The following is a 23,833-nucleotide window of genomic DNA, read 5'->3' on the forward strand; positions in this document are numbered from 1 at the left end:
CGCGGATTCGCGGCCGCCGACGGTCAGTTCGACCGGCGCAGTCCTGTGATGAGGAGCTCGACCAGTCGACGGGCGTCGTAGCGAGGATCGCTCTCCGCGCCGATGCAGAGGTTGCCGACACCGCGCATGAGTTCGTAGGCCGCCAGATCGGAACGGATCTCGCCCGACTCGGCCGCAGCGTCGAGCAGTTGGGTGCAGACGGGCACGAGCCGGTCGAGGAAGTAGGTGTGCAGCGCCTCGAAGTCCGAGTTGTCGGACTGGAGCACGGCGGCGAGTCCGTGCTTGGTGACCAGGAAGTCGACGAAGAGGTTGATCCATCGCCCCAGTGCGGCATGCGGAGTCGGGCCGGCTGCCAGCAGGCTCGGCCCGGCCTCGGCGCAGGCTTCGACCTGGTGTCGGTAGACGGCGATGATGAGGTCCGCTCGCGTCGGGAAGTGGCGGTAGATCGTTCCCACCCCGACGCCGGCCTCGGCCGCGATGTCGCGCACCGGCGCCTCCACGCCTGAGGTCACGAAGACCGAGGCGGCCGCGTCGAGCAGAGTCTCCTTGTTGCGCCGGGCGTCCTTCCGCTTGGGCGGGGTCGGGTGCCCTGTGCCCTCGTCGTTGTCGTTCACCGCGCTGCTTCCTCCGTGCCGGGCTTGCCAAAGCGGAACAGTGTTCCGTATCGTTAACGGAACAAGGTTCCGTTTGCTCATGATGTCAGAGCACGGGTCCGACGACCAGCCGCGCCTTGCCGCAGGCTCCATCCATCACGGAGGAACACGGTCATGCAGTACCGCACCTTGGGCCGCACCGGTGTGCAGGTCAGCTCCCTCGCGCTCGGCGCGATGAACTTCGGCGCCATCGGGCGCACCACCCAGGACGAGGCCACCGCCATCGTCGATGCCGCACTGGAGGGCGGGATCAACCTCATCGACACCGCCGACATGTACGGCGCCGGAGAGTCGGAGGAAATGGTCGGCAAGGCCATCGCCGGCCGCCGTGACGACATCGTGCTGGCCACGAAGGCGGGCATGCCGATGGGCGACGAGCGCAACCATCAGGGCAGTTCGCGCCGCTGGCTGGTCACCGAGTTGGACAACAGCCTGCGCCGTCTCGGTGTCGAGCACGTCGATCTCTACCAGATCCACCGGTGGGACCCGAACACCGGCGACGAGGAGACGCTGTCAGCCCTGACCGACCTGCAACGCGCGGGAAAGATCCGCCACTTCGGCTCCTCGACCTTCCCCGCCTACCGCATCGTGCAAGCCCAGTGGGCAGCCCGCGAGCATCACCTGAGCCGTTACGTCACCGAACAGCCCAGCTACTCGATCCTCCAGCGCGGGATCGAGACCCACGTCCTGCCCGTGACCGAGGAGTACGGGCTCGGCGTGCTGGTGTGGAGCCCACTGGCCTCGGGCTGGCTGTCGGGCGCGATCCGCGAGGGGCAGGAGATCACCACCAGCCGCTCGACGTTCATGCCGCAACGTTTCGACACCGCCATCCCCTCCAACCGAGCCAGGCTCGATGCCGTGGAGCAGCTGGCCAAGGTCGCCGACGAGGCCGGCCTGACCATGGTCCAGCTCGCGCTCGGATTCGTGACCGCGCATCCGGCGGTTACCAGCGCGCTCATCGGCCCCCGCACGCCGGACCACCTGCACGCGCAACTCGCCGCCGCCGACACCGTGCTCTCCGCCGACGTACTCGACGCGATAGACGCGATCGTCGCACCCGGCACCGACCTCGCCGCGCACGAGAAGTTCGACACTCCGCCCGCCCTGCTCGACCCGTCGCTGCGGCGCCGGTGATCCCGCCCATGGCGCACGCACCCCGTCCTCGATTCGGGATCATGACCGCTCCCTCGCAGGTCGACTACCGCGACGTCCTACGCGTCTGGCGTGAGGCGGATGCGATTGCGGAGATCGAGCACGCATGGCTGTTCGATCACCTCATGCCGATCCTCGGTGAGCCGGACGGGCCGACGTACGAAGGCTGGACACTGCTCTCGGCCCTCGCCGCCCACACTCGACGGCTGCGGCTCGGCGTGCTGGTGACCAGTAACCGGTTCCGGCCGCCCGCGATACTGGCCAAGATCGCCACGACCGTCGACATCGTCTCCGGCGGACGGCTCGACTTCGGCATCGGCGCCGGCTCACGGCCCAACCCTCCCGGGGCCCGGCGTGAGTACGCGGCGCACGGCCTGCCGTTCCACGACACCGCCGACGCCGTGGGGAGCCTCGCCGAAGCATGCACGGTGATACGGCGGTTGTGGACCGAGGCCGAACCGTTCGACTTCCACGGCACCCACCACCACCTCACCGGAGCGTTCGGCAGCCCCAAACCCGTCCAGCGTCCGCACCCGCCGATCCTCATCGGTGGACGCTCGTCCTCGACGTTGCGTGTGGTCGCCGAGCACGCCGACCTGTGGAACATCCCGGGCGGCGACATCGAAGACTGCGTCGCACGCAGCGCACTCCTTGACCGCTACTGCGCCGATATCGGACGCGACCCCGACTCGGTCACCCGCTCGATCCACCTGTCCGTCTCCTATGACCGGCCCGGCGTCACCCGGGACGCGATCGGCGAGGCGATCGGCGCCGGGTTCCGGCACATCGTCCTCGGGCTGTCGGCGCCGTACCCCGCCGACGTCGCCCGATGGGTCACCGACGAGCTGATCAGCACATCTGGATGAGACGGCGGTCGGCCGGCGGTGCGCCGGCGAGCTGCGGACCTTGATCCTGCCCAGAACCCCAAGGCTCGCGCGGTGATCGTTCCGCTGTCGCAGACGGTCACCGGTGACGCAGGTCGCGCACAGAACCGGCCGTTGTGCGGCCAGTAGAGAACAAGCAGGCACTGGCGCTGCCCGGGTGTACTGGGATGGCCCGAATCCTTGCGGCTGCGGTGGGTTTGGGGCGGACATGAGTGACGTGACCAGAGTGGTGCCGGCTCACGAAGCCGCGGCGATGGGATCGAGGCACTGCGTCTGTGGCGATGCGCTCGACGGGCACGGGTCAGGAGCCGCGGAGGAAAGGTTCCGGGGGCTGTTGGAGGCGGCGCCGGATGCGATGGTGATCGTGGATGACACGGGGACGATCCGGTTGGTGAATGCGCAGACGGAGGCGTTGTTCGGGTATCGGCGGGAGGAACTGCTGGGGAATCCGGTGGAGTTGCTGGTGCCGGGTCGCTTTCGTGGGCATCACACGATGCATCGTGAGGGCTATGCGGACAATCGGCAGGTCCGGCCGATGGGTGCGGGTCTGGAGCTGCATGGGCTGCGGAAGGACGGTTCGGAGTTCCCGGTCGAGATCAGTCTGAGTCCGCTGGAGACCACCGACGGTCTCCTGGTGTCCGCCGCCGTCCGCGACGTCAGCGAACGCAAGGCCGCGGAGGAAAGGTTCCGGGGGCTGTTGGAGGCGGCGCCGGATGCGATGGTGATCGTGGATGACACGGGGACGATCCGGTTGGTGAATGCGCAGACGGAGGCGTTGTTCGGGTATCGGCGGGAGGAACTGCTGGGGAATCCGGTGGAGTTGCTGGTGCCGGGTCGCTTTCGTGGGCATCACACGATGCATCGTGAGGGCTATGCGGACAATCGGCAGGTCCGGCCGATGGGTGCGGGTCTGGAGCTGCATGGGCTGCGGAAGGACGGTTCGGAGTTCCCGGTCGAGATCAGTCTGAGTCCGCTGGAGACCACCGACGGTCTCCTGGTGTCCGCCGCCGTCCGCGACGTCAGCGAACGCAAGCGGGCCGAGGAACGCATCAACGAACTCGCCGGACTCGTCGAATCCTCCCAGGACGCGATCCTCGCCAAGACCCTCGACGGTCGCATCACCTACTGGAACGCCGCCGCCCAACGGCTCTACGGCTACACCCCGGCCCAAGTGATCGGCCGGCACGTCTCCGTGCTCGCGCCGGACGAGCGCCGGTTCGAGATCGACGCCCTGATGGAGCGTTTGAGCGGCGGGGAGAGAGTCGAGCACTTCGAGACGCTGCGGCTGACCCGCTCCGGCGAGCTCCTCGACGTCGACATCACCCTGTGGCCCTCCCGCGCAGCCGACGGGACCGTCTTCGGCGCATGCGCCATCGTCCGCGACATCAGTGACCGCAAGCGGGCCGAGGCGGAACTGACCTTCCTCTACGAGCAGCAGCGGCACATCGCGCTGACCCTGCAACGCAGTCTGATGGGCACGCCACCGGCCATCCCCGGACTCGCCACCGCCAGCCGCTACCGGCCGGCCACCCAGGGCGCCGGCGTGGGCGGCGACTGGTTCGACCTCATTCCCCTGGGGGCCGGCCGGGTCGGCGTACTCATCGGCGACGTGATGGGCCGCGGACTGGAAGCCGCCGCCGTCATGGGCCAGTTGCGCTCCGCCGCCCACGCGCTCGCCAAGACGGGCATGCAGCCCCGCCGGCTCATGCAGGCCCTCGACATCGCCGTCGCCGACCTCGACGTACCCGACCAACTCGTGACCTGCTGCTACCTGGTCATCGCCTCCGACGTGGGTGAGGTGACCACCTGCTCGGCCGGCCATCTGCCCACCCTGGTCGCCACCCCCGGCCAGGGCGCCCATGCGCTCCCGGCACCCGTGAACGCACCCCTGGGCGTGGGCGGCGTTCTCTACCAGCAGTCCACCTCGGTCATCTCACCCGGCGCCACCCTGGTCCTCTACACCGACGGCCTCATCGAAACCCCCGGCAGCGACATCGAGGACCAGCTCGCCGAACTCACCGCCACCCTGGACGGTCTCTTCGCCGCCGCCCCCGACCTGGAGGAGGCCGCCGACCACGTCCTGGCCACCCTGCTGCCCGACGCCGAGGGCCACAACGACGACGTCACCCTGCTGCTGACCCGGCTCCCCGACGCCCCGCTGGCGGCCGTCACCACCACCCTGCCGGCCCGGCCCGAGTCCGTGCCCGAAGGCCGCGCCTTCCTCAGCAAGGCCCTCACCTCCTGGGACTGCGTCGACATCGCGGACGACGCACGCCTGCTGCTCTCGGAGATCCTCACCAACGCCGTACAGCACGCCCAGGGCCCCCTCGGCCTGCACATGTGCCGCACCGACAGCGAACTCACCGTCGAGATCAGCGACCGCAGCCCCCATCTGCCTCAGCCTCGGCTGGCCGCCGACGACGAGGAGTCCGGGCGCGGACTGATCCTCGTCCGCGCCCTCGCCGGCGACTGGGGCGTACGCTCCACCGACGAGGGCAAGACCACCTGGTTCACCCTCAAGCTCTAGCCCCACCCGGGACGGACCGGGCGCACCCGACTGACCTCCACCTCGTGCCGTGGCGGCATGGTTCGGCCGCTGTTCACTCCCATCTCACCGCACAGGTATGGACCTTGACGATCACCGCGTGCACTCTTGCGCGCGGTGTGCCGCAGGGGCACGCCAGTGACGAGGGCGGGCGAATGACACCGATCAGCCGAAGAGGCTTCGTGGGGCTCGGCGCATCAGTGGCGGCAGGCGTGGCGATGGGCGCCGGAACCCGTCCGGCAGCCGCCGCCGGCACCGCGGCGAACGGCACGATCTCGGACGTACGGCACGTCGTCATCCTCATGCAGGAGAACCGCAGCTTCGACCACTACTTCGGCCGTCTCAAGGGCGTCCGCGGCTTCGACGACCGCAGCGGCATCGCCCTCTCCGGCGGCAACTCCGTCTTCAACCAGCCCAGCGGCACCGGCCGTCAGTACCCGTGGAAGCTCAGCTCCACGCCCGCCGCCGGCGGCAAGGACGGCGAGACCCTCGCGCAGTGCACCGGCGACCTCCCGCACTCCTGGTCCTCGCAGCACTCCGCCTGGAACAAGGGGCGCCTCGACAACTGGGTCGCCGGCGTCGGCAACGTACGCTCCCTCGGCTACCTCGACCGCACCGACATCCCGTTCCACTACGCGCTCGCCGACGCGTACACCATCTGCGACGCCTACTTCTGCTCCTCCCTCAGCGCCACCGGCCCCAACCGCACCTACCTGTGGAGCGGCAAGGTCGACGGCTCCAGCTACGACGGCGGCGACGAGTCCGGACTGACCTGGCAGAACTACGCCGAGGCCCTGCAGACGGCCGGGGTGACCTGGAAGGTCTACCAGAACGCGCAGGACAACTACGGCGACAACGGCTGCGCCTACTTCAAGAAGTTCGCCGCAGCCAAGGCGGGCGACCCGCTGTACGACCGCGGCATGGCCTCCGTGCCGAAGGCCACCGGCTCCACGCCCGACGACATCGCCGCCGCCATCAAGGCGGACGTCCTCGCGGGCACCCTGCCGCAGGTCTCGTGGGTGGTCGCCAACCAGGCCTTCTCCGAGCACCCTTATGCCCCGCCCGGCGACGGCGCCCACTTCGTCGACCTGGTCTACAAGGCGCTCGCGGCCGACACGGACGTCTTCGACTCGACCGTCCTGTTCCTCAACTACGACGAGAACGACGGCTTCTTCGACCACGTGCCGCCGCCGGCGCCGCCCGCGGGCACGGCGGGGGAGTTCCTCAACGGCACCCCCTACGGCCTTGGCTTCCGTGTCCCGATGCTCGTCATCTCGCCCTGGACGCGCGGTGGTTGGGTCTCCTCGGAGGTCTTCGACCACACCTCCGTCCTGCGGTTCCTGGAGTCCTGGACAGCCGCACTCGGCAAACCGGCCGCCTGCCCCAACATCAGCTCCTGGCGCCGCAAGGTCACCGGCGACCTGACCGGCGTCTTCGACTTCGGCAACCCGGTCTACGGCGCCGCCTCCCTGCCCACCACAAGCGTCATCGGGTCCGCCACCTGCGGCCCCCTGCCCAACCCGGTGCCCACTGCCAACGCCCTGCCCGCCCAGGAGCCCGGCACCCGCCCCGCCCGAGCCCTGCCGTACCAGCCGGCCGGCCATCTGGACCACCTGGAGTTCGGTGCGAGCGGCAAGATTCTCGCCTGGTTCGCCATGACCAACCAGGGCACCCCGGCCAGGAGCGCCGCGCACTTCTCGATCCATCCGAACGCCTACCGGGACACCACGCCCTGGCAGTACACGGTCGACGCGGGTGGCACCGCCTCCGACTCCTTCAACATCGGCACGGGGTACGGCGACGGCAAGTACGACTTCACCATGGTCGGCCCCAACCGCTTCCTGCGCCGCTTCAAGGGCGACGCGACCAAGGCCGGCAAGGCGGCCGAGGTGAGCGACCGTTACGCGACGGAGTCCGGGACCGGGAAGACGGCCCTCTATCTGAAGATGACCAACTCCTCGGCGGCGGCGGTGAAGTTCACCATCACCTCCAACCACTACCGCGGTGACGGGCCGTGGACGTACACCGTGGCCGCGGGCGGGGCGGCGGAGGACTTCTTCAACGCGGTGGCCTACCAGGGCGGTTGGTACGACTTCACCGTCACCGTGGACTCCGACGCGACCTGGTCGCGCCGGTTCACCGGGCACATCGAGACGGGCGGGGCGAGCGTCAGCGGCTGAGCCGGTTCAGTCGCACCGGCCGAGTCGGCGGTAGTCGCCCCGGCCGAGTCGGCGGTACAGGTCCGTTCAGCCGTACAGGTCCGGGCGCGGCGCGAGGTCCACGGCCACTCGGCCGCCGGTCTCCAGCGCCCGGACTCCGGCCTCGGCGACGGCGGACGCCGCATAACCGTCCCATGCGCCGGGGCCGGTGACCCTGCCCTCCCGGGTGGCGTCCACCCATGTCTGGACCTCGCGGTCGTAGGCGTCCGCGAACCGTACGAGGTAGTCCTGCGCCACTTCCTCGCAGGCACCGCCGGACCGGGTCACCACCATCGTGTGCTCGTCCCCGATCCGCGCGGTGCCGGACTCGCAGACCGCTTCGCACCGCACCTGGTAGCCGAAGCCGGAGTTGACGAAGACCTCCACGTCCACCAGTGCGCCGCCCGACGTCTCGAACAGCACGAACTGGGGGTCCAGCAGCCCCTGGGGTGCGTGCGCGGACGGCTGCGGACGGCGCACGGTCACCGCCGTGAGTTCCTGGCCCAGCAGCCAGCGCGCCGCGTCGATCTCGTGCGAGACCGAGCTGTTGACCAGCATCGCCGAGGTGAAGCCGGGCGGGGACGACACATTGCGGTGTGTGCAGTGCAGCATCAGCGGCCGCCCCAACTGCCCGCTGTCCAGCAGGGACTTGAGCCGCCCGTACTCGGCGTCGTAGCGCCGCATGAAACCGACCTGCACCAGCCGTCGCCCGAGCCGGGCCTCGGCCTCGACCACCCGCAGCGCACCCGCCGATTCCGGCACCATCGGCTTCTCGCACAGCACCGGCAGGCCGCGCGCGAAGGCCGCGAGCAGCGCCTCCTCGTGCGCGGGCCCGGGCGAGGCGATCAACACCGCGCCCACGCCGGGCGCGTCGAGTGCGGCCGCCACCTCGGTGTGGACCGATACGCCGTCGATGCCCGCCACGGCGCCCTTGGCCCGCTCCGTCTCGGGATCGGCGACGGCGGCGACCCTGGCGCCGCTCACCACTTGGTCGATGCGCCGTATATGGTCGGCGCCCATGTGTCCGGCACCCAGGACCGCCACACCCAACAGCTCACTCACGCGCTTTGCACCTCTCCGCCGACAGCTCGGTCCATGTGATCCGATTGTCGGCCGGAAAGATCAGTAGCGCAGTACCCCTGCGATGCCTTTCGCGTCCGCGAGGCTGCCGTCCGGGACGAAGCGGACGTCGGCGCCGGTCTCCAGGCACCGTTCGACGATCTCGTCGACGATGTCCTCGCGGGCGTCCAGATCGCCGCTCTCGGCCGGGACGAGATGCTCGCCGCCGTCGTCGCGCACCGTCACGCGGTAGTTCTCCTCGACGGCCAGCAGTCGGACCCGGCCCTCGGCCGCGTTCTGCCACACCTCGTCGACCCCGGCGGCGAACTCCTTGCGGCCGCGGGCCGACTCGAGTTCCCGGGCGACCGCGTCGACGTTCTTCCGCTCCTCGGCGGTGATCAGCGGCCGGACCGCCTGCCACACCGCCTCGGGGGTGCCGTGGGCCAGACCGCCGTGCGGGATGTGGGAGGCCTGCTTGGTGACCGTGCCCACCTCGTCCAGGGCGGAGAGCGCAGCCGTCTCGCCGGTGACGTAGAGCGGCCGGGGATGCTCGCGCAGCACCGTGCTCATGGCGGTGTCGGCCTCGCGCAGGAACTGACGGGTGCGCTCGGCGCGGAAGGTGCTGGCGAGGTCACCGACCCGTTCCTGGCGCTCGGCGTCCGGGTCCTCCAGGCTCCGGGTGAGCGGGAAGCCCCCGCTGTCCTCGGCCACGACACGGTCGGCGCCGCCGTTCCACAGCGTGACCCGGTCGGCTGAGACGGACAGCACCCAGAAGGGGCGCTCGGAGACCTGCGCGGCGACGAGATTGCGGGTCAGGAAGGTGTCCGAGAGCACCACACGCTCGGGCACGGTGCGGGCCAGCGACCACACCTGGTGCTCGCCCGGAGCCGCGAAGATCACCAGGCCGTCCTCGGCGTGCGCCAGATCCACCTCCGCGAGCGCCAGGTCGAGCTGTGCGACGAGATCCGTCCGCCGCTCGCGGGTCACCGCCGGGTCGGCCTCCAGCTGTTTCTTGGCCTCGGCCACCACATTGCGCAGCCGGACCGGATCCTGGGCGTTGTCGGGCTCCCTGCGGTGGGTCGGCGTCAGCACGGACACCGCGGGATAGGGACGCGGCCGACGAAGTTCGGTAAGGGTTGCGGTACTCAGCGCGTGCTCCATATGTGCACGATAGGACTGATTCGCCGGTGGGGCATTAGGAGCAGCGGGCCCCCGCACGGGACGTCAGAAGGCGTCCGGGTCCGCCGCCGCCCAGTCCGTGCCCCAGGACCGGGGCGGCTCGCCCAGCAGAACGCCGGGCGCGAGCCACTCGTACAGCTCGGCGTACGACAGACGGTCGTCGCGTCCGTACGGCGGCGCAGCAGCTCGGGAGTGAGCTCCGCCGGCTCCCGTACGCCCATGGCGGCCATGATCTGCACGGCGCTGTGGACAGTGGACCGCTGGAAGCGGTGGACGCGCTGCGTCTTGTCGGCCACGTCCAGGGCGCGGACCCGCCGCGGGTCCTGCGTAGTGACGCCGACCGGGCAGGTATTGGTGTGGCAGCGCTGAGCCTGCAGGCAGCCGAGGGCGGACATCATCGCGCGCGCCGCGCTCGTGTAGTCCGCGCCCTGCACCAGCCGCTTGACGATGTCCGCGCCGGTGGCGACCTTGCCGCTCGCGCCGATCCGGATCCGGTCCCGCAGCCCGGTGCCGACCAGGGCGTTGTGCACGGTGATCAGCCCCTCGGTCAGCGGCGTACCGAGATGGTCGGCGAACTCCAGCGGTGCGGCCCCGGTGCCGCCCTCGGACCCGGCGACCACGATGGAGTCGGGCGTGACGCCTTCCGCGAGCATCGCCTTGCACACGGCCAGGAACTGGCGGCGCGAGCCCACGCACAGCTTGAACCCGGTCGGCTTGCCGCCCGACAGCTCGCGCATACGCGCGATGAAGAGCACGAGTTCGCGCGGTGTGGCGAAGACCCGGTGATACGGCGGCGAGACCACGGTCTCACCCTCCGGGACATCACGTGCCTGCGCGATCTCGGCGTTCACCTTGGCACCCGGGAGCCCCCCGCCGATGCCCGGCTTCGTCCCCTGGGACAGCTTCAGCGACACACACTTGACCTCCGGCAGTGCGGCCTTGTCGGCGAACTCGCGCGCGTCGAAGCCTCCCTCGGAGGTCCGGCAGCCGAAGTACCCCGTACCGATCTCCCAGATCAGGTCGCCGCCGCCGCGCAGGTGGTACTCCGACAGGCCGCCCTCCCCGGTGTCATGGGCGAAACCGCCCAGCGCCGCCCCCTTGTTGAGCGCCAGGATCGCGTTCGAGGACAGCGCCCCGAAACTCATCGCGGAGACGTTCAGCAAGGCCATGTCGTAGGGGTGGGTGCAGTCGGGACCCCCGACGCGGACCATCGGCGGCTCGTCCGGCACCTCGACCGGGGACATCGACGGCACCAGGTACTCGTGCCCGTCCGCGTACACGTCCTGCTCGGTGCCGAACGGCTCCTCGGCCTCGACGCCCTTGGCCCGCTCGTACACGATGCTGCGCACATCACGGTCGTACGGGCGCTCGTCGAAGTTCCGCTCGATGAAGTACTGCTGCAGCTCCGGCCGCAGCCCCGGCAGCGCCGAGGGCGACCAGCAGCAGTACGAGCATCCGGCGCACACCATGAGTGAAACCCATGGGAACGCATCAGGCGAGAGGGGCGCGATGCGTGCGCGCGTCCTACGCCGACTGCAGGGCCCCCTTCGCGAGCGCCTTGTCCGCGGCGGCGGCGGACGGCTTCCACCACGTCGTCACCGGCTCCCAGACGAGGACGGCGTCGCCCGCGCCCAGCCGGCGGGCGGAGAAGGAGCGCCCGAAGTGGGACGGGTCGGCGGAGACGCCGACCGAGGTCACCCGGCGGGCCTCGGGGTCGGCCGGGTCGGCGATGGTGCGGACGGAGGCGTACGCGGCCTTCCCCGCGCCGATCCGGTACGGGGCGCTGTCACCGGCGGGCACCGGCAGGGCCGCGCCGTCCAGGTCCCCGAAGGTGACGGTGGGGATGCGGTCGACGGTGCAGGCCCGGGCGCCGTGGTTGGTGACGCTGAGGTGCAGCACCCTGGGGTCCTGGGAGACGTGGGCTCGCACGGTGAGGGACTTCTGCGCGCACGGCGCGGGCCGTGTGGCGGCCGCGCCGCTCTGCGGTGTCGCGAGGAGCAGGGCGGTGGCGGCGGTGGAAAGGGCGAGGACGGGTCGGATGCGCATCGGTGGTTCCCCCTGGTTCGGTCACGTACGGCGGTGGCGTGCGCGGGGCGACGCCTGCCCAGTGTGACGGTCGGGGAGTGCGGCGGGTTGTACCTGACTTGCCCGTGTTGTGGACCCGTATCCGATCTGTCATCTCCCGATGGGGGCTTCGGTGGACAGGCGCCGGTCCTTCAGTCGTCCGAGCCACAGGAACTGCCGCTGTGCGGCAGGGAGCCGTACAGGAGGAAGTCGTCGACCTTGCGGTGCACGCACTTGGAGGACGCGTACCCCGTGTGACCCTCGCCCTTGTTGTCCAGCACGACGGCCGAGGAGCCGAGCCGCTCGGCGGTCTCCACGGTCCAGCGGTACGGCGTCGCGGGATCGCCGCGGGTGCCGACCAGGAGCATCTTCGCGGTGTGCAGGTCACGCACCTTGTCGCGGATGTAGTCCGTCCCCTTGGGGCGGCCGTAACACATCAGCACCTCGGTGAGCCGGTACGGGCCGAAGACCGGCGACACCCGCTCGTACTCGGCGCGCAGCGCGTCGAGATCCCTGGTGACCTGGCCGGCGGTCGGCCGGTCGGGGTCGTCCGCGCAGTTGATGGCCATCAGCGCGGCGGGGAGGTTGTCGAGCGGAACGTCCTGCGCGTCGACGAGTCCGCCGCCGTCGGCCGGCGCCGTGGCGGTCCGGCGGATGTCCGGCAGCGAGGCGCCACCCGACAGCTGCATCAGGTCGCGGGTGTCGCCGTCCTGGACGAGGGAGGCGAGGGCCTGTTCGAGAGTGGGCCACAGCTGCTCGCTGTAGAGCGCCTGGCCGATGGAGCCCACGAGGTCCTGGCCGGAGAACTGCTGCCCGAAGTCCGTCGGGACCGGATCCTCGTCCAGGGAGTCGACCAGCCGGACGACCTGCTGCTGTGCGGTGCGCACGTCCTGGCCGAACGGACAGGCCACGTCCTTGGCGCACCAGGTGATGAAGTCCTCCAGGGCGGTCTGCTGCCCCTCGGCACTCACCAGCCCCTGCTCGGAAAGGGGCTCGGTGAGCGTGTCCACGCCGTCGAGCACCATCCGGCCCACCTTCTTGGGGAACTGCGCCGCGTACACCGCGCCCAGACGTGTGCCGTACGAGAATCCGAGGTAGTTGAGCTTCTTGTCGCCGAGCGCCTGGCGCATCACGTCCATGTCCCGCGAGGCGTTGACCGTGCCGATGTGCCGCAGGACCGGCCCGGAGTGCTTCGTGCACGCGGCGGCGGCCTTCTGCAGCGCCTTGAGCGTGGCCTGCGGGTCACCGTCGTCGGCGCCCGCGTTCGCCGGGTCCGCGGCCGCGTCGGCGCCGTCGCCGCAGCTGACGGGGGAGGACTGGCCTACGCCGCGGGGATCGAAGGTGACCACGTCGTAGCCGTTCGTGAGGTCCATGAAGTCCTTGCCCCCGGCGGCGAGTTCGCTGACTCCGGCGCCGCCCGGGCCGCCGAAGTTCAGCAGCACCGACCCCCGTGACTTTCCGGTCGCCCGGTAGCGGGCCAGCGCCACGTCGAGCGTGCCGCCGGCAGGCTTGGCGTAGTCGAGGGGGACGGTCACCTTCCCGCACTGCAGATCCTTGGGCATCTCCTCGCCCCGGCAGGCCGACCACTTGATCTTCTGGCCGTAGAAGCGGGACAGATCGGGGCCGTCGTCGGCGGCCGCGGACACCGCCGGAAGTCCGGCCCCCAGCAGGGCCAGCGTCGCGGTTCCGACGAGCGCGCAGCGTCTGTGCGTGGACAGCATGAAGGCCTCCAGGGACGCCCGGCCGCGGACCGTGGGGCAGCCCTCGGTCCACCGACGGGGATACCCCCTGGATCACGATAGGCGGGCACCCGGGGTCACGCCTCTGGGCGAGCGGGACGCGCCGGTGTCCCTTAGCCTGCGCGCCGACGCTGTCGGCCCGCACGAGGGGGCGCGCCGACAGCGGACCGGTCCGAACTGCGGCCTTTCCGACCAGTTCGATAACCGTGACGCTCGATGGAGTGAAAGCCCGATAAGCCATAACTCGGATGGTTCTTCAGCGTTTTATCCGGTGCGGGCGAGTGCCCGCGACCATGTCTGGAAGGCAGGGAACCTATGAAACGGGTTACCCGAAATGGTTTGATCGCCGCGGCCGCCGCCTCGGGGGCGATGGCAGTCACGATGCCGGTGTACGCCGACTCCGCCGCGGACGGCGGCACGGCGGCCTCACCCGGGCTGATCTCCGGCGACACCATCCAGCTCCCGGTGCACGTGCCCGTCAACGTGTGCGGGAACACCGTGAACGTGATCGGGCTCCTCAATCCGGCCGCGGGCAACACCTGCGCCAACACGGGCGGGCGCCACCGCACGGGCCACGGCGGCACCTCGGCCGACGGCGGCGGCGCCTCCGCGCACGGCGGCGCGCAGGACTCGCCCGGCGTGCTGTCCGGCAACGGCGTTCAACTCCCGGTGCACCTGCCGGTGAACGTGAGCGGCAACTCCGTGAACGTGGTCGGCATCGGCGACGCGGCCGTGGGCAACGAGTCCACGAACACCTCCACGCCCGGCGGTCATCCCCACCACCCCGGCACGCCCGCTCCGAAACCACGGCCGCCGAAGAAGCACATCCCCGCGAAGCCGCCGCGGCCTGTCGCCGCGCCGCCCGCGTCGTCGTCCCTCGCGCACACGGGTAGCGACCAGATGCTGCCCGCCGTCGCCGGGAGCGCCGTGCTGCTGCTGGGCGGGACGGTGCTCTACCGGCGCTTCCGGCCGGTCCGGCACGCGGAGCCGACGCAGTGACCCGACGCGCCGAGTCGACGTGAGGCTCTGCACGGGGAGACCCTTTCCGGTCCGGGACAACACGGACGGAAGGGGTCTTCGACGTGTGCGGTGCGGCGGTTCGGTCAGCGGTGCAGCTTGACCTTGCTGAGCGCGGCGACACCGAACGCGGCGAGGGCGATCTGGATGATCCACTCGATCCAGTCGACGCCCTTGGTGTTCGCGACGTCGAGACCGGACGCGATGCCGGTGCCGATGAACGCGGCGATGATGCCGATCATGATCGTCCACAGGATGCCGATGCGCTGGCGTCCCGGAACGGCGAGCCGGCCGAGGACACCGATCACGATGCCGATGAGAATGGCGCTGATGACGCCGGAGATTTCCATGAGCGGGCCTTTCGCATCCCAGCCGTTGATGGCTACTGACGGCTGACGAGTGCCCACAGAAAGCGGTACCAGTCCGTCTCCCGGAAGGCCGGAGCGCCCGGGGCGAGAGGGACAACGAAGGTGCTGCGTCGTCGGATTGCCCCGAGGTGAGGTCAGGACGTCGTGGCGGCCCGCTCGGCGGCGCTGCGCTCGACGCAGAACTCATTGCCCTCGATGTCGGCGAGGGTGACCCAGCCCGTGCCGTCGGGACGCCGGTGGTCGGCGACGGGTGTCGCGCCGAGGGCGAGCAGGCGCTCGACCTCCTCGTCGCGCGAGCGGTCCGTGGGCTGGATGTCGAAGTGGATACGGTTCTTGACCGTCTTGCCGTCGGGAACGGCGACGAACAGGATCGAGACGCCCCCGGCCTCCACCAGGGCCTCGGGGTCGCCGGGTTGGTCGTCGTCGCCGATCTTGGTGTCCAGTACCTCGGCCCAGAAGGTGCCGAGCCGGTAGGTGTCCGCGCAGTCGATGGTCACGTGGTGCACAAGAGATGCCATGGGCGTCACTATGGCGGGTGTCCGGACGATCCCCCAACCGGTTAAGCGGCGGTCGGCCAACTGGTCCGTGGATCAGGGGACTTGGAGCCGGTTCCCGCGGTTGAGGACGTCCTCCGTGCCGCGCGGGCCGTCGCCTCACACGTTCCAGTTGTTTTCTTTCTCAACAAGCAACCCATGCACCCTTTCACCGGTCTCACAGGTTGTTCACAGACTCGGCCCTGGGCGCGTGGGGTGCGTCCGAACCGTCGGCCGGTCGTGGGCTGTCCAGTCCGATGCCACTTGACCATGGCACTCGCAGACGAGGAACCGATGACCAATCAGCAACACCGCACACGCCTGAAGCGTCCGGCGCTCGCCGCGGCGGCCGCGCTCACCGTCGTGGCCGCCGGGGCCTGGGCGGCTCCCGGAGCCGAATCGGCCCCTTCGAACACGGCGGCCAAGCCGAAGCTCAAGCTGATCGCCGCGTCGAAGTCCGTGACGCTCGACCGCTGGGAGGGGGACACCGGGGTCTACCTCGACCTCGGTACGTACGTCACGGTCGACGACGTGCCGCTGGAGTTCAAGGTGACCCGGAAGTCGTACAAGGATCCCGTCGTCGCCAAACAGATCATCCGCGACGGAACGACCACGCGGACCAGAACACTGCCCGCCGGACTGGTGAAGGACTTCTCGGGGCTGCCCGGCTTCCTCAACGTGTCCATCAAGAACGCGGCCGGCCATGAAGTGACGAAGTCCAAGGGCACCTACTGCCCGAACAACGCCTCCGGGCGGATCCGGCCGGACGCCCCGGCCACGTCGAAATACCCGGAGAGCTGCTCCACCAACCCGTTCACGCTGGGCTCGGTGTGGGGTGTCGAGAAGGGCTGGGCGTCCAACTCCAGCACGGTCGACTACGACAACCCGGTGGACCTCCCGGCGGGGGAGTACACGGCCAAGGTCTCGGTGGCCAAGAAGTACCGTGACCTGTTCGGCATTCCCGACAACCGCCCCACCATCAAGGTGACGGTGCGTCAGATGGCTGACGGGGGTGGCGGGGAGGGGGTCGTGTCGCACTCCTCAGGCCATCACGCAGCCGGTCACGGGGCGCACTCCGCCCACTCCGCCGCGCACTACGGTCCCCGTGGTGCCGACGCGCCCACCCCGCCGTCCCTGTCCCACGCGCTCGAAGGCCGCGGCATGGCACACCACTTGGGTGACGGAGCGGGCCACACCGACGGCTCGCGCATCGCGCCCGCGCTGAAGTCGAACGCCGCACGGCCCACCGGCCGGGCGGGCGTCCCGGCCAACGTGCCCAAGCCGGACCTGCGTTCACTGCCCGCCTGGGACATCGCCGTCACCGACGGCGAGGACGGGGACGTGCCCGGCAAGGACTATCTGGCGTTCAGTGCCAACGTCTGGAACGCCGGACCCGCCCCGCTCGTCGTGGACGGATTCCGCAGCCCCGGCAAGGAAAAGATGGACTCCTACCAGTACTTCTACGACGCCGCGGGCAAGCAGGTCGGGTACACGCCCAGCGGCACCATGGAGTGGGACCCGCGGGTGGGTCACGAGCACTGGCACTTCACGGACTTCGCCAGCTACCGGCTGCTGAACGCGGACCAGACCCAGCAGGAGCGCAGCGGCAAGGAGGCGTTCTGCCTGGCCAACACCGACGCGATCGACTACACGGTGAAGAATGCCAACTGGCACCCGTACAACACCGATCTGTCGACCGCCTGCGGTGAGCGGAACTCGATCTCCGTCCGCGAGGTCCTCGACGTCGGCTCCGGCGACACCTACACCCAGTACCGCCCCGGCCAGTCCTTCGACATCACCGGCCTGGCGAACGGCACGTACTACATCGAGGTGATCGCCAACCCCGAGAAGCGGCTCCAGGAGACCAATCTCAACAACAACATCTCCCTCCGCAAGGTCATTCTCGGCGGTACACCGGGCGCCCGGACGGTCACCGTGCCGCCGTACGACCTGATCAACGCCCCGTAGAAGGCCGTACAAGCGCGTAGGAAATCACGGTGCCGCTGGGCCCGGCGTTCTCGCCGGTCCCAGCGGCACCGACATGAATGCGTGCAATGCCTTGACGTGTACTTGGCGAAGTGGGTTCATGGGAGCGCTCCCATGCTCTCTCCCATGCCTTGGTTTCTTGGCGCTCACTTCTCTGGAGTCGCAGTGAGAACAACAAGAAGCACGACACGAAAGCGTTCGTTGGCCCGCCTCCTGACGGGACTGGTCACGCTCCTCGGGCTCGTCGCCCTCGGCGTTCTCAGTCCGACCCTTGCCCAGGCCCGGCCCCAGACGCCCGACGTCCAGGCCACCGGCCTCCACATCAGCAACGGCCGCCTGCTGGAGGGCAACGGCAACGACTTCATCATGCGGGGCGTCAACCACGCCCACACCTGGTACCCGAGCAGGACGACGAAGTCGCTGGCCGACATCAAGGCGCTCGGCGCCAACACCGTCCGCGTCGTCCTCGCCGACGGTCACCGCTGGACCAAGAACAGCGCCGCGGACGTCTCTGACATCGTTGCCCAGTGCAAGGCGAACCGGCTCATCTGCGTGCTGGAGGTGCACGACACCACCGGATACGGCGAGGACAGCGCGGCCGGCACGCTCGACGAGGCGGCCGACTACTGGATCGGCCTCAAGGACGTTCTCGCCGGCCAGGAGAACTACGTCATCATCAACATCGGCAACGAGCCCTGGGGCAACACCAATCCCGCCGGGTGGACCGACCCCACCATCGCCGCGATCAAGAAGCTGCGCAACGCCGGGCTGCAGCACACGATCATGGTGGACGCCCCCAACTGGGGCCAGGACTGGCAAGGCGTGATGCGCGCCAACGCCCAGTCCGTGTACGACGCCGACACCACCGGCAACCTGATCTTCTCGATCCACATGTACAGCGTGTTCGACACCGCACAGGAGATCACCGACTACCTGAACGCGTTCGTCAACGCCAAACTGCCCATCGTCATCGGTGAGTTCGGCGGACCCGCGGATCAGTACGGCGATCCGGACGAGGACACCATGATGGCCACCGCCGAGCAGCTCAAGCTCGGCTACATCGCCTGGTCCTGGAGCGGCAACACCGACCCGATCCTCGACCTGGCCATCAACTTCGATCCCACGCAGCTGAGTTCCTGGGGCCAGCGCGCCTTCAACGGCGCAGGCGGCATCGCCCGGACGTCCAAGGAAGCAACCATCTACGGAGGCGGCGGCCCCGGCGACACCCAGGCGCCGACCACCCCCGGCACCCCGACCGCCTCTGCCGTCACGGCCACCTCCGTCACCCTCACCTGGGCCGCGGCCACCGACAACGTCGGCGTCACCGGCTACGACATCGTCCGCGTCAGCGGCGGCTCCGAGACCACGGTCGCGGCCTCCACCACGAACACCGCCTCCCTGACCGGCCTCACCGCCGACACGGCGTACACCTTCGCCGTCTACGCCCACGACGCGGCAGGCAACCGCTCGGCCCGCTCCGCCACGGTGAACGTCACCACCGACAAGGGCAGCGGCACTCCGGGCACGGCCTGCTCCGTCGGCTATCGCGTTGTGGGCGAATGGCCGGGCGGGTTCCAGGGGGAGATCATCCTCCACAACACCGGCACCGCCACCCTCAACGGCTGGAAGCTCGCCTTCGCCTTCGCAGGCGGCCAGACGGTGTCCAATATGTGGGGAGGAACGCCCACCCAGAGCGGCGGCACGGTGAGCGTCGTCCCTGCCTCCTACACCTCCACCATCCCGGCCGCCGGCTCGGTCACCCTCGGCTTCATCGCCGCCAAGGGCGCCACCAACACGGCCCCGACCACGTTCACCCTCAACGGCAGCACCTGCACCACCGCTTGACCAGCGGCATGGGGCGGGAAGGCGGTGTCGCACCGGGCACGGAATGGATGCGGCACGGCCTTCCCGACGCCGAAGCCGCTGCCCGCCGCCGTTCCGTGAGGACGGCTGCGGGCAGGGCCGGTGTGCGGTGGTGTATTCGGTTGGTGAGCCGGATGCCGCTCGGGGCGGTCGCCGTCAGGACGTCGTCGAGGCGGTTGCGGGGACCGCGTCCTGGCGGGACCCGGCGGGACGCCGGCCCAGGACCGCGTAGGCGACCACGAACGCGGTGAGGAGCAGTCCGGTGGCGACGGCGAAGGCCAGGTGGTAGCCGCTGGTGAGCGCCTCGGACCTCGGGGCGCCCGCGCTCAGCCGGGCCTTGGTGCGGCCTGCGGCGAGGGTGGAGAGGACGGCGACGCCGAGCGCCATCCCTATCTGCTGGGTGGTGTTGAACAGGCCCGAGGTGAGTCCGGCGTCCCGCTCGTCCGCCCCCGACATACCGAGTCCGGTGAGCGCGGGCAGTGCGAGGCCGAAGCCCGCGGCGAGCAGCATCACGGGGAGCAGATCGACGGCGTACGACGCATGGACGGGCACCCGGATCAGCAGCGCCAACAGGGCGGTCAGGAGGGCCAGTCCGGCCAGCAGGACACCGCGCTCGCCGAAGCGTCCGATCAGGCGCGAGGAGACACCGAGCGAGACGATACCGATCACCACGGCGGCGGGCAGCATGGCGAATCCGGTCCTGGAGGCTCCGTAACCCTGCACCTGCTGGAGATACAGCGCGACCAGGATCTGGAAGGAGAACAGCCCGGCCACCATGAGGAGTTGGACGAGGTTGGCCCCCACGACGGTGCGGGAACGAAGGATTCGCAGCGGCATGAGCGGTGTCTTCGCGACGGCCTGCCGTGCGGCGAAGCCCGCGAGCAGCAGCAGCGACAGGCCGCCGAGGCCGAGGGTGTGGAGTGAAGTCCAGCCATACGCCTCGACCTTGATGACCGTGTAGACGCCGAGCATGAGTCCGGAGGTGACGAGGAACGCCCCACTGATGTCGGCGCCTGCGCGGAGACCCAGGCCGCGGTCCGCGGGCAGGGCGGGTACGGCGACCGCGAGGGCCGCGAGGCCGATCGGCAGGTTGATGATGAAGATCCAGTGCCAGCCGAGGGTGTCGGTCAGAATACCGCCGAGCACCTGCCCGATCGAGGCGCCTGCCGCGCCGGTGAAGCTGAACACCGCGATGGCGCGGGCGCGTTCACGCGGCTCGGTGAACAGGGTGACCAGGATGCCGAGGCTCACCGCGGAGGCCATCGCGCTGCCGACGCCCTGCAGAAACCGCGCGGCGATCAGGACGGTGGGCGAACCGGCCGCTCCGGCGAGGAGGGAGGCGCCGGTGAAGACGGCGGTGCCGGTGAGGAACATGCGCTTGCGGCCCAGGAGATCACCGAGCCGGCCGGACAGGAGCAGCAGCCCGGCGAAGGCGATCAGATAGGCGTTGACCACCCAACTCAGTCCCGCAGGCGTGAAGTCGAGGTCCTTCTGGATGGCCGGCATGGCCACCGTGACGATGCTGCCGTCCAGCACTGTCATCAGCATTCCGGTGGCGATGACGCCCAGGGCGAGGGAACGGCGGCGGTGAGCCGGTGAGGCGGGCGCGGATTCCGGGGTGGAGGCGGGGTGCGACTGGGGCGACAGCGCGGGAGCTGACGTGGACCTGGGCATGGGGGCCTTCCTGTCATGGACGGTCGCCTGGTGGCGGTCGTCGGTGACCGCCGTGTGGCGGTGCCGACAAGTGAGACCGTAGCAGATGGTTCCGTTGCAGACTATCTACATAGAACTCTTCTCCTTGCTAATCTGAATCCCATGACCGCCCTGAGCCCGGCCTCCCCGGCCCGTACCGCGCCCGATCTCTCCTTCTTCCTGGACCACACCAGCCATGTCCTGCGGACGCGGATGGCGGCCGCCCTCGCAGAGGTGGGTCTGACGGCGCGTATGCACTGCGTTCTCGTCCATGCCGTGGGCGAGGAGCGGACCCAGGCGCAGCTCGCCGAGATCGGTGACATGGACAAGACCACGATGGTCGTCACGGTGGACGCTCTGGAGAAGGCGGGCCTCGCCGAACGCCGCCCCTCCAGCACGGACCGGCGGGCGCGGATCATCGCGGTGACGGACGAGGGCGCGAAGGCGGCCGTACGCAGCCAGGAGATCGTCGACCGCGTGCACCGGGAAGCCCTGGCGGACTTCTCCGACACCGACCGCGAGACGTTCCTGCGCCTCCTCGGCGCCCTGACCGAGGGCCCGCTCGCCGCCCCGTCGGAGGCCCCGCAGCAGGCACGCCGGGCGCGGCAGCGGAGTTAGCCGGGCCGGGAGCCGGGAGGCGGGAGGCGGGGGTGTACGCGCACGACCCGGTTCGCGGCCGTCTTCTGCAGCAACCCGTACGCGAGAACCGGCAGCAGCAGATGAGGTTTGTCGGGCAGTGCGTTGGTGATCAGAACCGCGCTCGCGCTGCTGTTGTTCATTCCGCACGCGAGGGTGAGGGAGGAGGCGGCCGGGGCGTCGAGGCGCAGGACACGCGCCGCGATGCGGCCCGTGGCGAAGGACAGAGTGCACACCACCGCGGCGACGGCCAAGGCGGCGGTGAGCAGGAGCGGGCGCGGGTGGGCGAGAAAGGATCCCAGGGCGCCGGCGGCGTTGGCGTACGTCAGGACGAGCGAACCGAGCATCGCCGTCGGGACGACGGCGCTCAGCAGGCGGCTCAGCCAGGGACGGGCAAGTCCGGGACGCGATGGTCCGCGACGGGCGCGGCCAGGACGTGCGAGTCCGCGACGTGCAAGTCCAGGACGTGCGAGTCCAGGACGTGTCATGACGAGTCGGCACGCGAGTCCCGCCGCGCAGGGCAGCACCACCCCGGTCAGCGTGAAGCCGCTGTTCGCCGTCTGTCCGGCCGCTTCCACGGTGCCCACGTACTCGCCGTGGAGCAGCGGGGCAAGCGCCTGGACGGTGACGGGGAGGGTGAGAGGACTGAGCAAGGTGGACACGAGGACCAGCCCCACCATCGTCGGCTGGTCGCCCTGACCTTTGCCGGTCCATACGGTGGCCCCGGCGGCGACCGGCATGGCGAGGAGCATGATCATGGCGGTGATCAGACCGCTGCCGCCGTCGGAGTCGGGAGTCCACCGCAGCAGGAACGCGACGAGCGGAATGATCAGCAGCGGGGCCAGCACATGCAGGACGAGTCCCGCCAGCAGTGTTCTCGGCCGGCGCAGGAGCTGTCCCAGCGCCTGCGCGGGGACCTGGAGTCCGGCGGAGAACAGGACCAGGCCCAGCAGTAACGAGGTGCTCGGCAGGGGAAGTTCGTGGGTGCCGTCGAGCGGCAGGCCATGCGCGTGGCGCAGCCAGAGGCCGGGGCCGGGTGCCATGAGGGCGAGCACGTAGGCGAGGGCCATGGCCCGGCCGAGGCGTCGGCGCAGCCACCCGGTCGCACGGTCAGTGGGGGAGAGGCGGTCGGTCGGGTTGTGCACGGCGGCGCTCTTTCGTCGTGGGGGCGGGGCGGGGACGAAGCGTCGCTATGGCGAGGCGGGGATGGCAGAGATCCATGGCTCGCATGGTCCACGCGTGAACCGGCCGGGGAGGGCGGTGCCACGCGGCGGTCAGGATGTGTTCAGGTTCCTGATGCGACGGTCTGGCCTCATGACCCACGAGACGTCCGAGACCTCCACCGTTGACAGTGCCGCGACCGCGGCACCCGGCCATCGCCTCCGCCGGAACAAGGTGCCCGAAGTCACCGTGTACTTCTGGCTGATCAAGGTGTTGTGCACGACGGTCGGCGAGACCGCGGCCGACCTGCTCAACGAGAAGCTGGGCCTGGGCCTGACCGGTGTGTCGCTGCTGATGAGCCTGCTGCTGGCCGCCGTGCTCGTCGTGCAGTTCCGCACCACCGCCTACCGCCCCGGCGTCTACTGGCTCGCCGTGGCCCTGATCAGCATCGTCGGCACCCTGATCAGCGACAACCTCACCGACAACCTGGGCGTGCCGCTGACGACGAGCACCACGGTGTTCGCGATCGTCCTCACGCTCGTCTTCGTCGTCTGGTACCGCCGCGAGCGGACCCTGTCCATCCACAGCATCGACACCCTGAGCCGCGAATCGTTCTACTGGCTCGCGGTGCTCTTCACCTTCGCGCTCGGCACGGCGGCCGGCGACCTGGTCGCCGAGCGCATGGACCTCGGCTACTGGGTCTCGGCCGTCCTGTTCGCCCAGGCGATCGCCGCGGTCGCGGTGGCGCGCTTCGCGCTCGGCCTGAACGCCGTGTGGAGCTTCTGGATCGCCTACGTCCTCACCCGGCCGCTCGGCGCCTCGATGGGCGACTACCTCTCCCAGCCGACCGGCGACGGGGGGCTGGGCCTGGGCACCGTGATGACCAGCGTGCTGTTCCTCGCGGTCATCCTCGGCCTGGTCGTGTTCCTGACGGTGACGCGCAAGGACGTCGGGACGGGGACCGGCGCAGCGGTCGCCACGGGGACCGGCGCGGAGGCCACCACGGACGTCGACGCTGATGGGGCCGCGGACGTCAACGCGTCGGGACGGAGCGCCCGGTAGGCGGCCCAACCGCCTCGCTGACGGGTGTTCAGGATGCGTTCA

The 23,833-nt window shown here is 70.0% G+C and carries 18 protein-coding genes and 1 pseudogene; 9 read left to right on the top strand and 10 right to left on the bottom strand.

The features are described from left to right. Positions 1 to 23: 23 nt before the first annotated feature. Positions 24 to 614: a TetR/AcrR family transcriptional regulator gene (locus tag AB5J56_RS42460; protein WP_369241411.1), complete on the bottom strand. Its 591-nt coding sequence runs from the start codon at positions 612 to 614 to the stop codon at positions 24 to 26. Between the two features lie 153 nt (positions 615 to 767). On the opposite strand from AB5J56_RS42460, the gene AB5J56_RS42465 reads away from it, so the two are divergent. The 4 genes from AB5J56_RS42465 to AB5J56_RS42480 all read left to right on the top strand — a co-directional run bounded on the left by AB5J56_RS42465 (position 768) and on the right by AB5J56_RS42480 (position 7,414). Then, positions 768 to 1,787, top strand: a complete 1,020-nt coding sequence (locus tag AB5J56_RS42465) for an aldo/keto reductase (protein ID WP_369241413.1) — start codon at positions 768 to 770, stop codon at positions 1,785 to 1,787. An 8-nt stretch (positions 1,788 to 1,795) separates the two neighbouring features. Beyond that, positions 1,796 to 2,671 (top strand): LLM class flavin-dependent oxidoreductase, encoded by an 876-nt coding sequence (locus tag AB5J56_RS42470; protein WP_369241415.1) that lies wholly within the window; start codon positions 1,796 to 1,798, stop codon positions 2,669 to 2,671. A gap of 271 nt (positions 2,672 to 2,942) precedes the next feature. Further along, complete coding sequence (locus tag AB5J56_RS42475; RefSeq protein WP_369243117.1) at positions 2,943 to 5,216, top strand: PAS domain S-box protein; 2,274 nt, start codon at positions 2,943 to 2,945, stop codon at positions 5,214 to 5,216. A gap of 173 nt (positions 5,217 to 5,389) precedes the next feature. Continuing rightward, positions 5,390 to 7,414 carry a phosphocholine-specific phospholipase C gene (locus AB5J56_RS42480; protein WP_369241417.1) on the top strand — a complete coding sequence of 675 codons (2,025 nt, stop codon included), beginning with the start codon at positions 5,390 to 5,392 and terminating at the stop codon, positions 7,412 to 7,414. A 66-nt stretch (positions 7,415 to 7,480) separates the two neighbouring features. Here AB5J56_RS42480 and AB5J56_RS42485 read toward each other — a convergent pair whose 3' ends face one another. From AB5J56_RS42485 to AB5J56_RS42505, 5 genes and pseudogenes are all read right to left on the bottom strand, one after another. Then, a complete protein-coding gene (locus AB5J56_RS42485; RefSeq protein ID WP_369241419.1) occupies positions 7,481 to 8,494 on the bottom strand; it encodes a Gfo/Idh/MocA family protein in 1,014 nt (337 codons plus the stop codon). Positions 8,495 to 8,554: 60 nt separating this feature from the next. Beyond that, positions 8,555 to 9,652, bottom strand: coding sequence for a chemotaxis protein (locus tag AB5J56_RS42490; RefSeq protein WP_369241421.1), 1,098 nt, complete (start codon positions 9,650 to 9,652; stop codon positions 8,555 to 8,557). Between the two features lie 63 nt (positions 9,653 to 9,715). Further along, positions 9,716 to 11,085, bottom strand: a pseudogene (locus AB5J56_RS42495) (FMN-binding glutamate synthase family protein); the annotation flags it as partial. A gap of 109 nt (positions 11,086 to 11,194) precedes the next feature. Then, positions 11,195 to 11,716 (bottom strand): DUF4232 domain-containing protein, encoded by a 522-nt coding sequence (locus AB5J56_RS42500; RefSeq protein ID WP_369241423.1) that lies wholly within the window; start codon positions 11,714 to 11,716, stop codon positions 11,195 to 11,197. A 170-nt stretch (positions 11,717 to 11,886) separates the two neighbouring features. Then, positions 11,887 to 13,455, bottom strand: coding sequence for an alpha/beta hydrolase (locus AB5J56_RS42505; protein WP_369241425.1), 1,569 nt, complete (start codon positions 13,453 to 13,455; stop codon positions 11,887 to 11,889). Between the two features lie 333 nt (positions 13,456 to 13,788). Here AB5J56_RS42505 and AB5J56_RS42510 point away from each other — a divergent pair, with 333 nt between their 5' ends. Next, positions 13,789 to 14,472 carry a chaplin gene (locus AB5J56_RS42510; protein ID WP_369241427.1) on the top strand — a complete coding sequence of 228 codons (684 nt, stop codon included), beginning with the start codon at positions 13,789 to 13,791 and terminating at the stop codon, positions 14,470 to 14,472. Between the two features lie 104 nt (positions 14,473 to 14,576). Here AB5J56_RS42510 and AB5J56_RS42515 read toward each other — a convergent pair whose 3' ends face one another. Together AB5J56_RS42515 and AB5J56_RS42520 are read right to left on the bottom strand one after the other, a co-directional pair. Further along, positions 14,577 to 14,840 (bottom strand): GlsB/YeaQ/YmgE family stress response membrane protein, encoded by a 264-nt coding sequence (locus AB5J56_RS42515; RefSeq protein WP_369241429.1) that lies wholly within the window; start codon positions 14,838 to 14,840, stop codon positions 14,577 to 14,579. Positions 14,841 to 14,992: 152 nt separating this feature from the next. Next, positions 14,993 to 15,376 (bottom strand): VOC family protein, encoded by a 384-nt coding sequence (locus AB5J56_RS42520; protein WP_369241431.1) that lies wholly within the window; start codon positions 15,374 to 15,376, stop codon positions 14,993 to 14,995. A 309-nt stretch (positions 15,377 to 15,685) separates the two neighbouring features. On the opposite strand from AB5J56_RS42520, the gene AB5J56_RS42525 reads away from it, so the two are divergent. Beyond that, on the top strand, positions 15,686 to 17,359 hold the full coding sequence (locus AB5J56_RS42525; protein WP_369241433.1) for a lysyl oxidase family protein: 1,674 nt from the start codon (positions 15,686 to 15,688) through the stop codon (positions 17,357 to 17,359). Between the two features lie 183 nt (positions 17,360 to 17,542). After that, entirely contained in the window at positions 17,543 to 19,222 is a 1,680-nt protein-coding gene (locus AB5J56_RS42530) for a cellulase family glycosylhydrolase (RefSeq protein ID WP_369241435.1), read from the top strand. A gap of 174 nt (positions 19,223 to 19,396) precedes the next feature. On the opposite strand, the gene AB5J56_RS42535 is transcribed toward AB5J56_RS42530, so the two are convergent. After that, positions 19,397 to 20,788: an MFS transporter gene (locus tag AB5J56_RS42535; RefSeq protein WP_369243119.1), complete on the bottom strand. Its 1,392-nt coding sequence runs from the start codon at positions 20,786 to 20,788 to the stop codon at positions 19,397 to 19,399. Between the two features lie 267 nt (positions 20,789 to 21,055). On the opposite strand from AB5J56_RS42535, the gene AB5J56_RS42540 reads away from it, so the two are divergent. Then, positions 21,056 to 21,550: a MarR family winged helix-turn-helix transcriptional regulator gene (locus tag AB5J56_RS42540; protein ID WP_369241437.1), complete on the top strand. Its 495-nt coding sequence runs from the start codon at positions 21,056 to 21,058 to the stop codon at positions 21,548 to 21,550. Here AB5J56_RS42540 and AB5J56_RS42545 read toward each other — a convergent pair. Next, positions 21,547 to 22,713, bottom strand: coding sequence for a sodium-dependent transporter (locus AB5J56_RS42545; RefSeq protein WP_369241439.1), 1,167 nt, complete (start codon positions 22,711 to 22,713; stop codon positions 21,547 to 21,549). The two genes, AB5J56_RS42540 and AB5J56_RS42545, sit on opposite strands and share 4 nt — an antisense overlap. A 169-nt stretch (positions 22,714 to 22,882) precedes the next feature. Here AB5J56_RS42545 and AB5J56_RS42550 point away from each other — a divergent pair, with 169 nt between their 5' ends. After that, positions 22,883 to 23,791 carry a hypothetical protein gene (locus tag AB5J56_RS42550; protein WP_369241441.1) on the top strand — a complete coding sequence of 303 codons (909 nt, stop codon included), beginning with the start codon at positions 22,883 to 22,885 and terminating at the stop codon, positions 23,789 to 23,791. Positions 23,792 to 23,833: the final 42 nt, after the last annotated feature.

The organism is Streptomyces sp. R21, assembly GCF_041051975.1.
Lineage (GTDB): Bacteria > Actinomycetota > Actinomycetes > Streptomycetales > Streptomycetaceae > Streptomyces.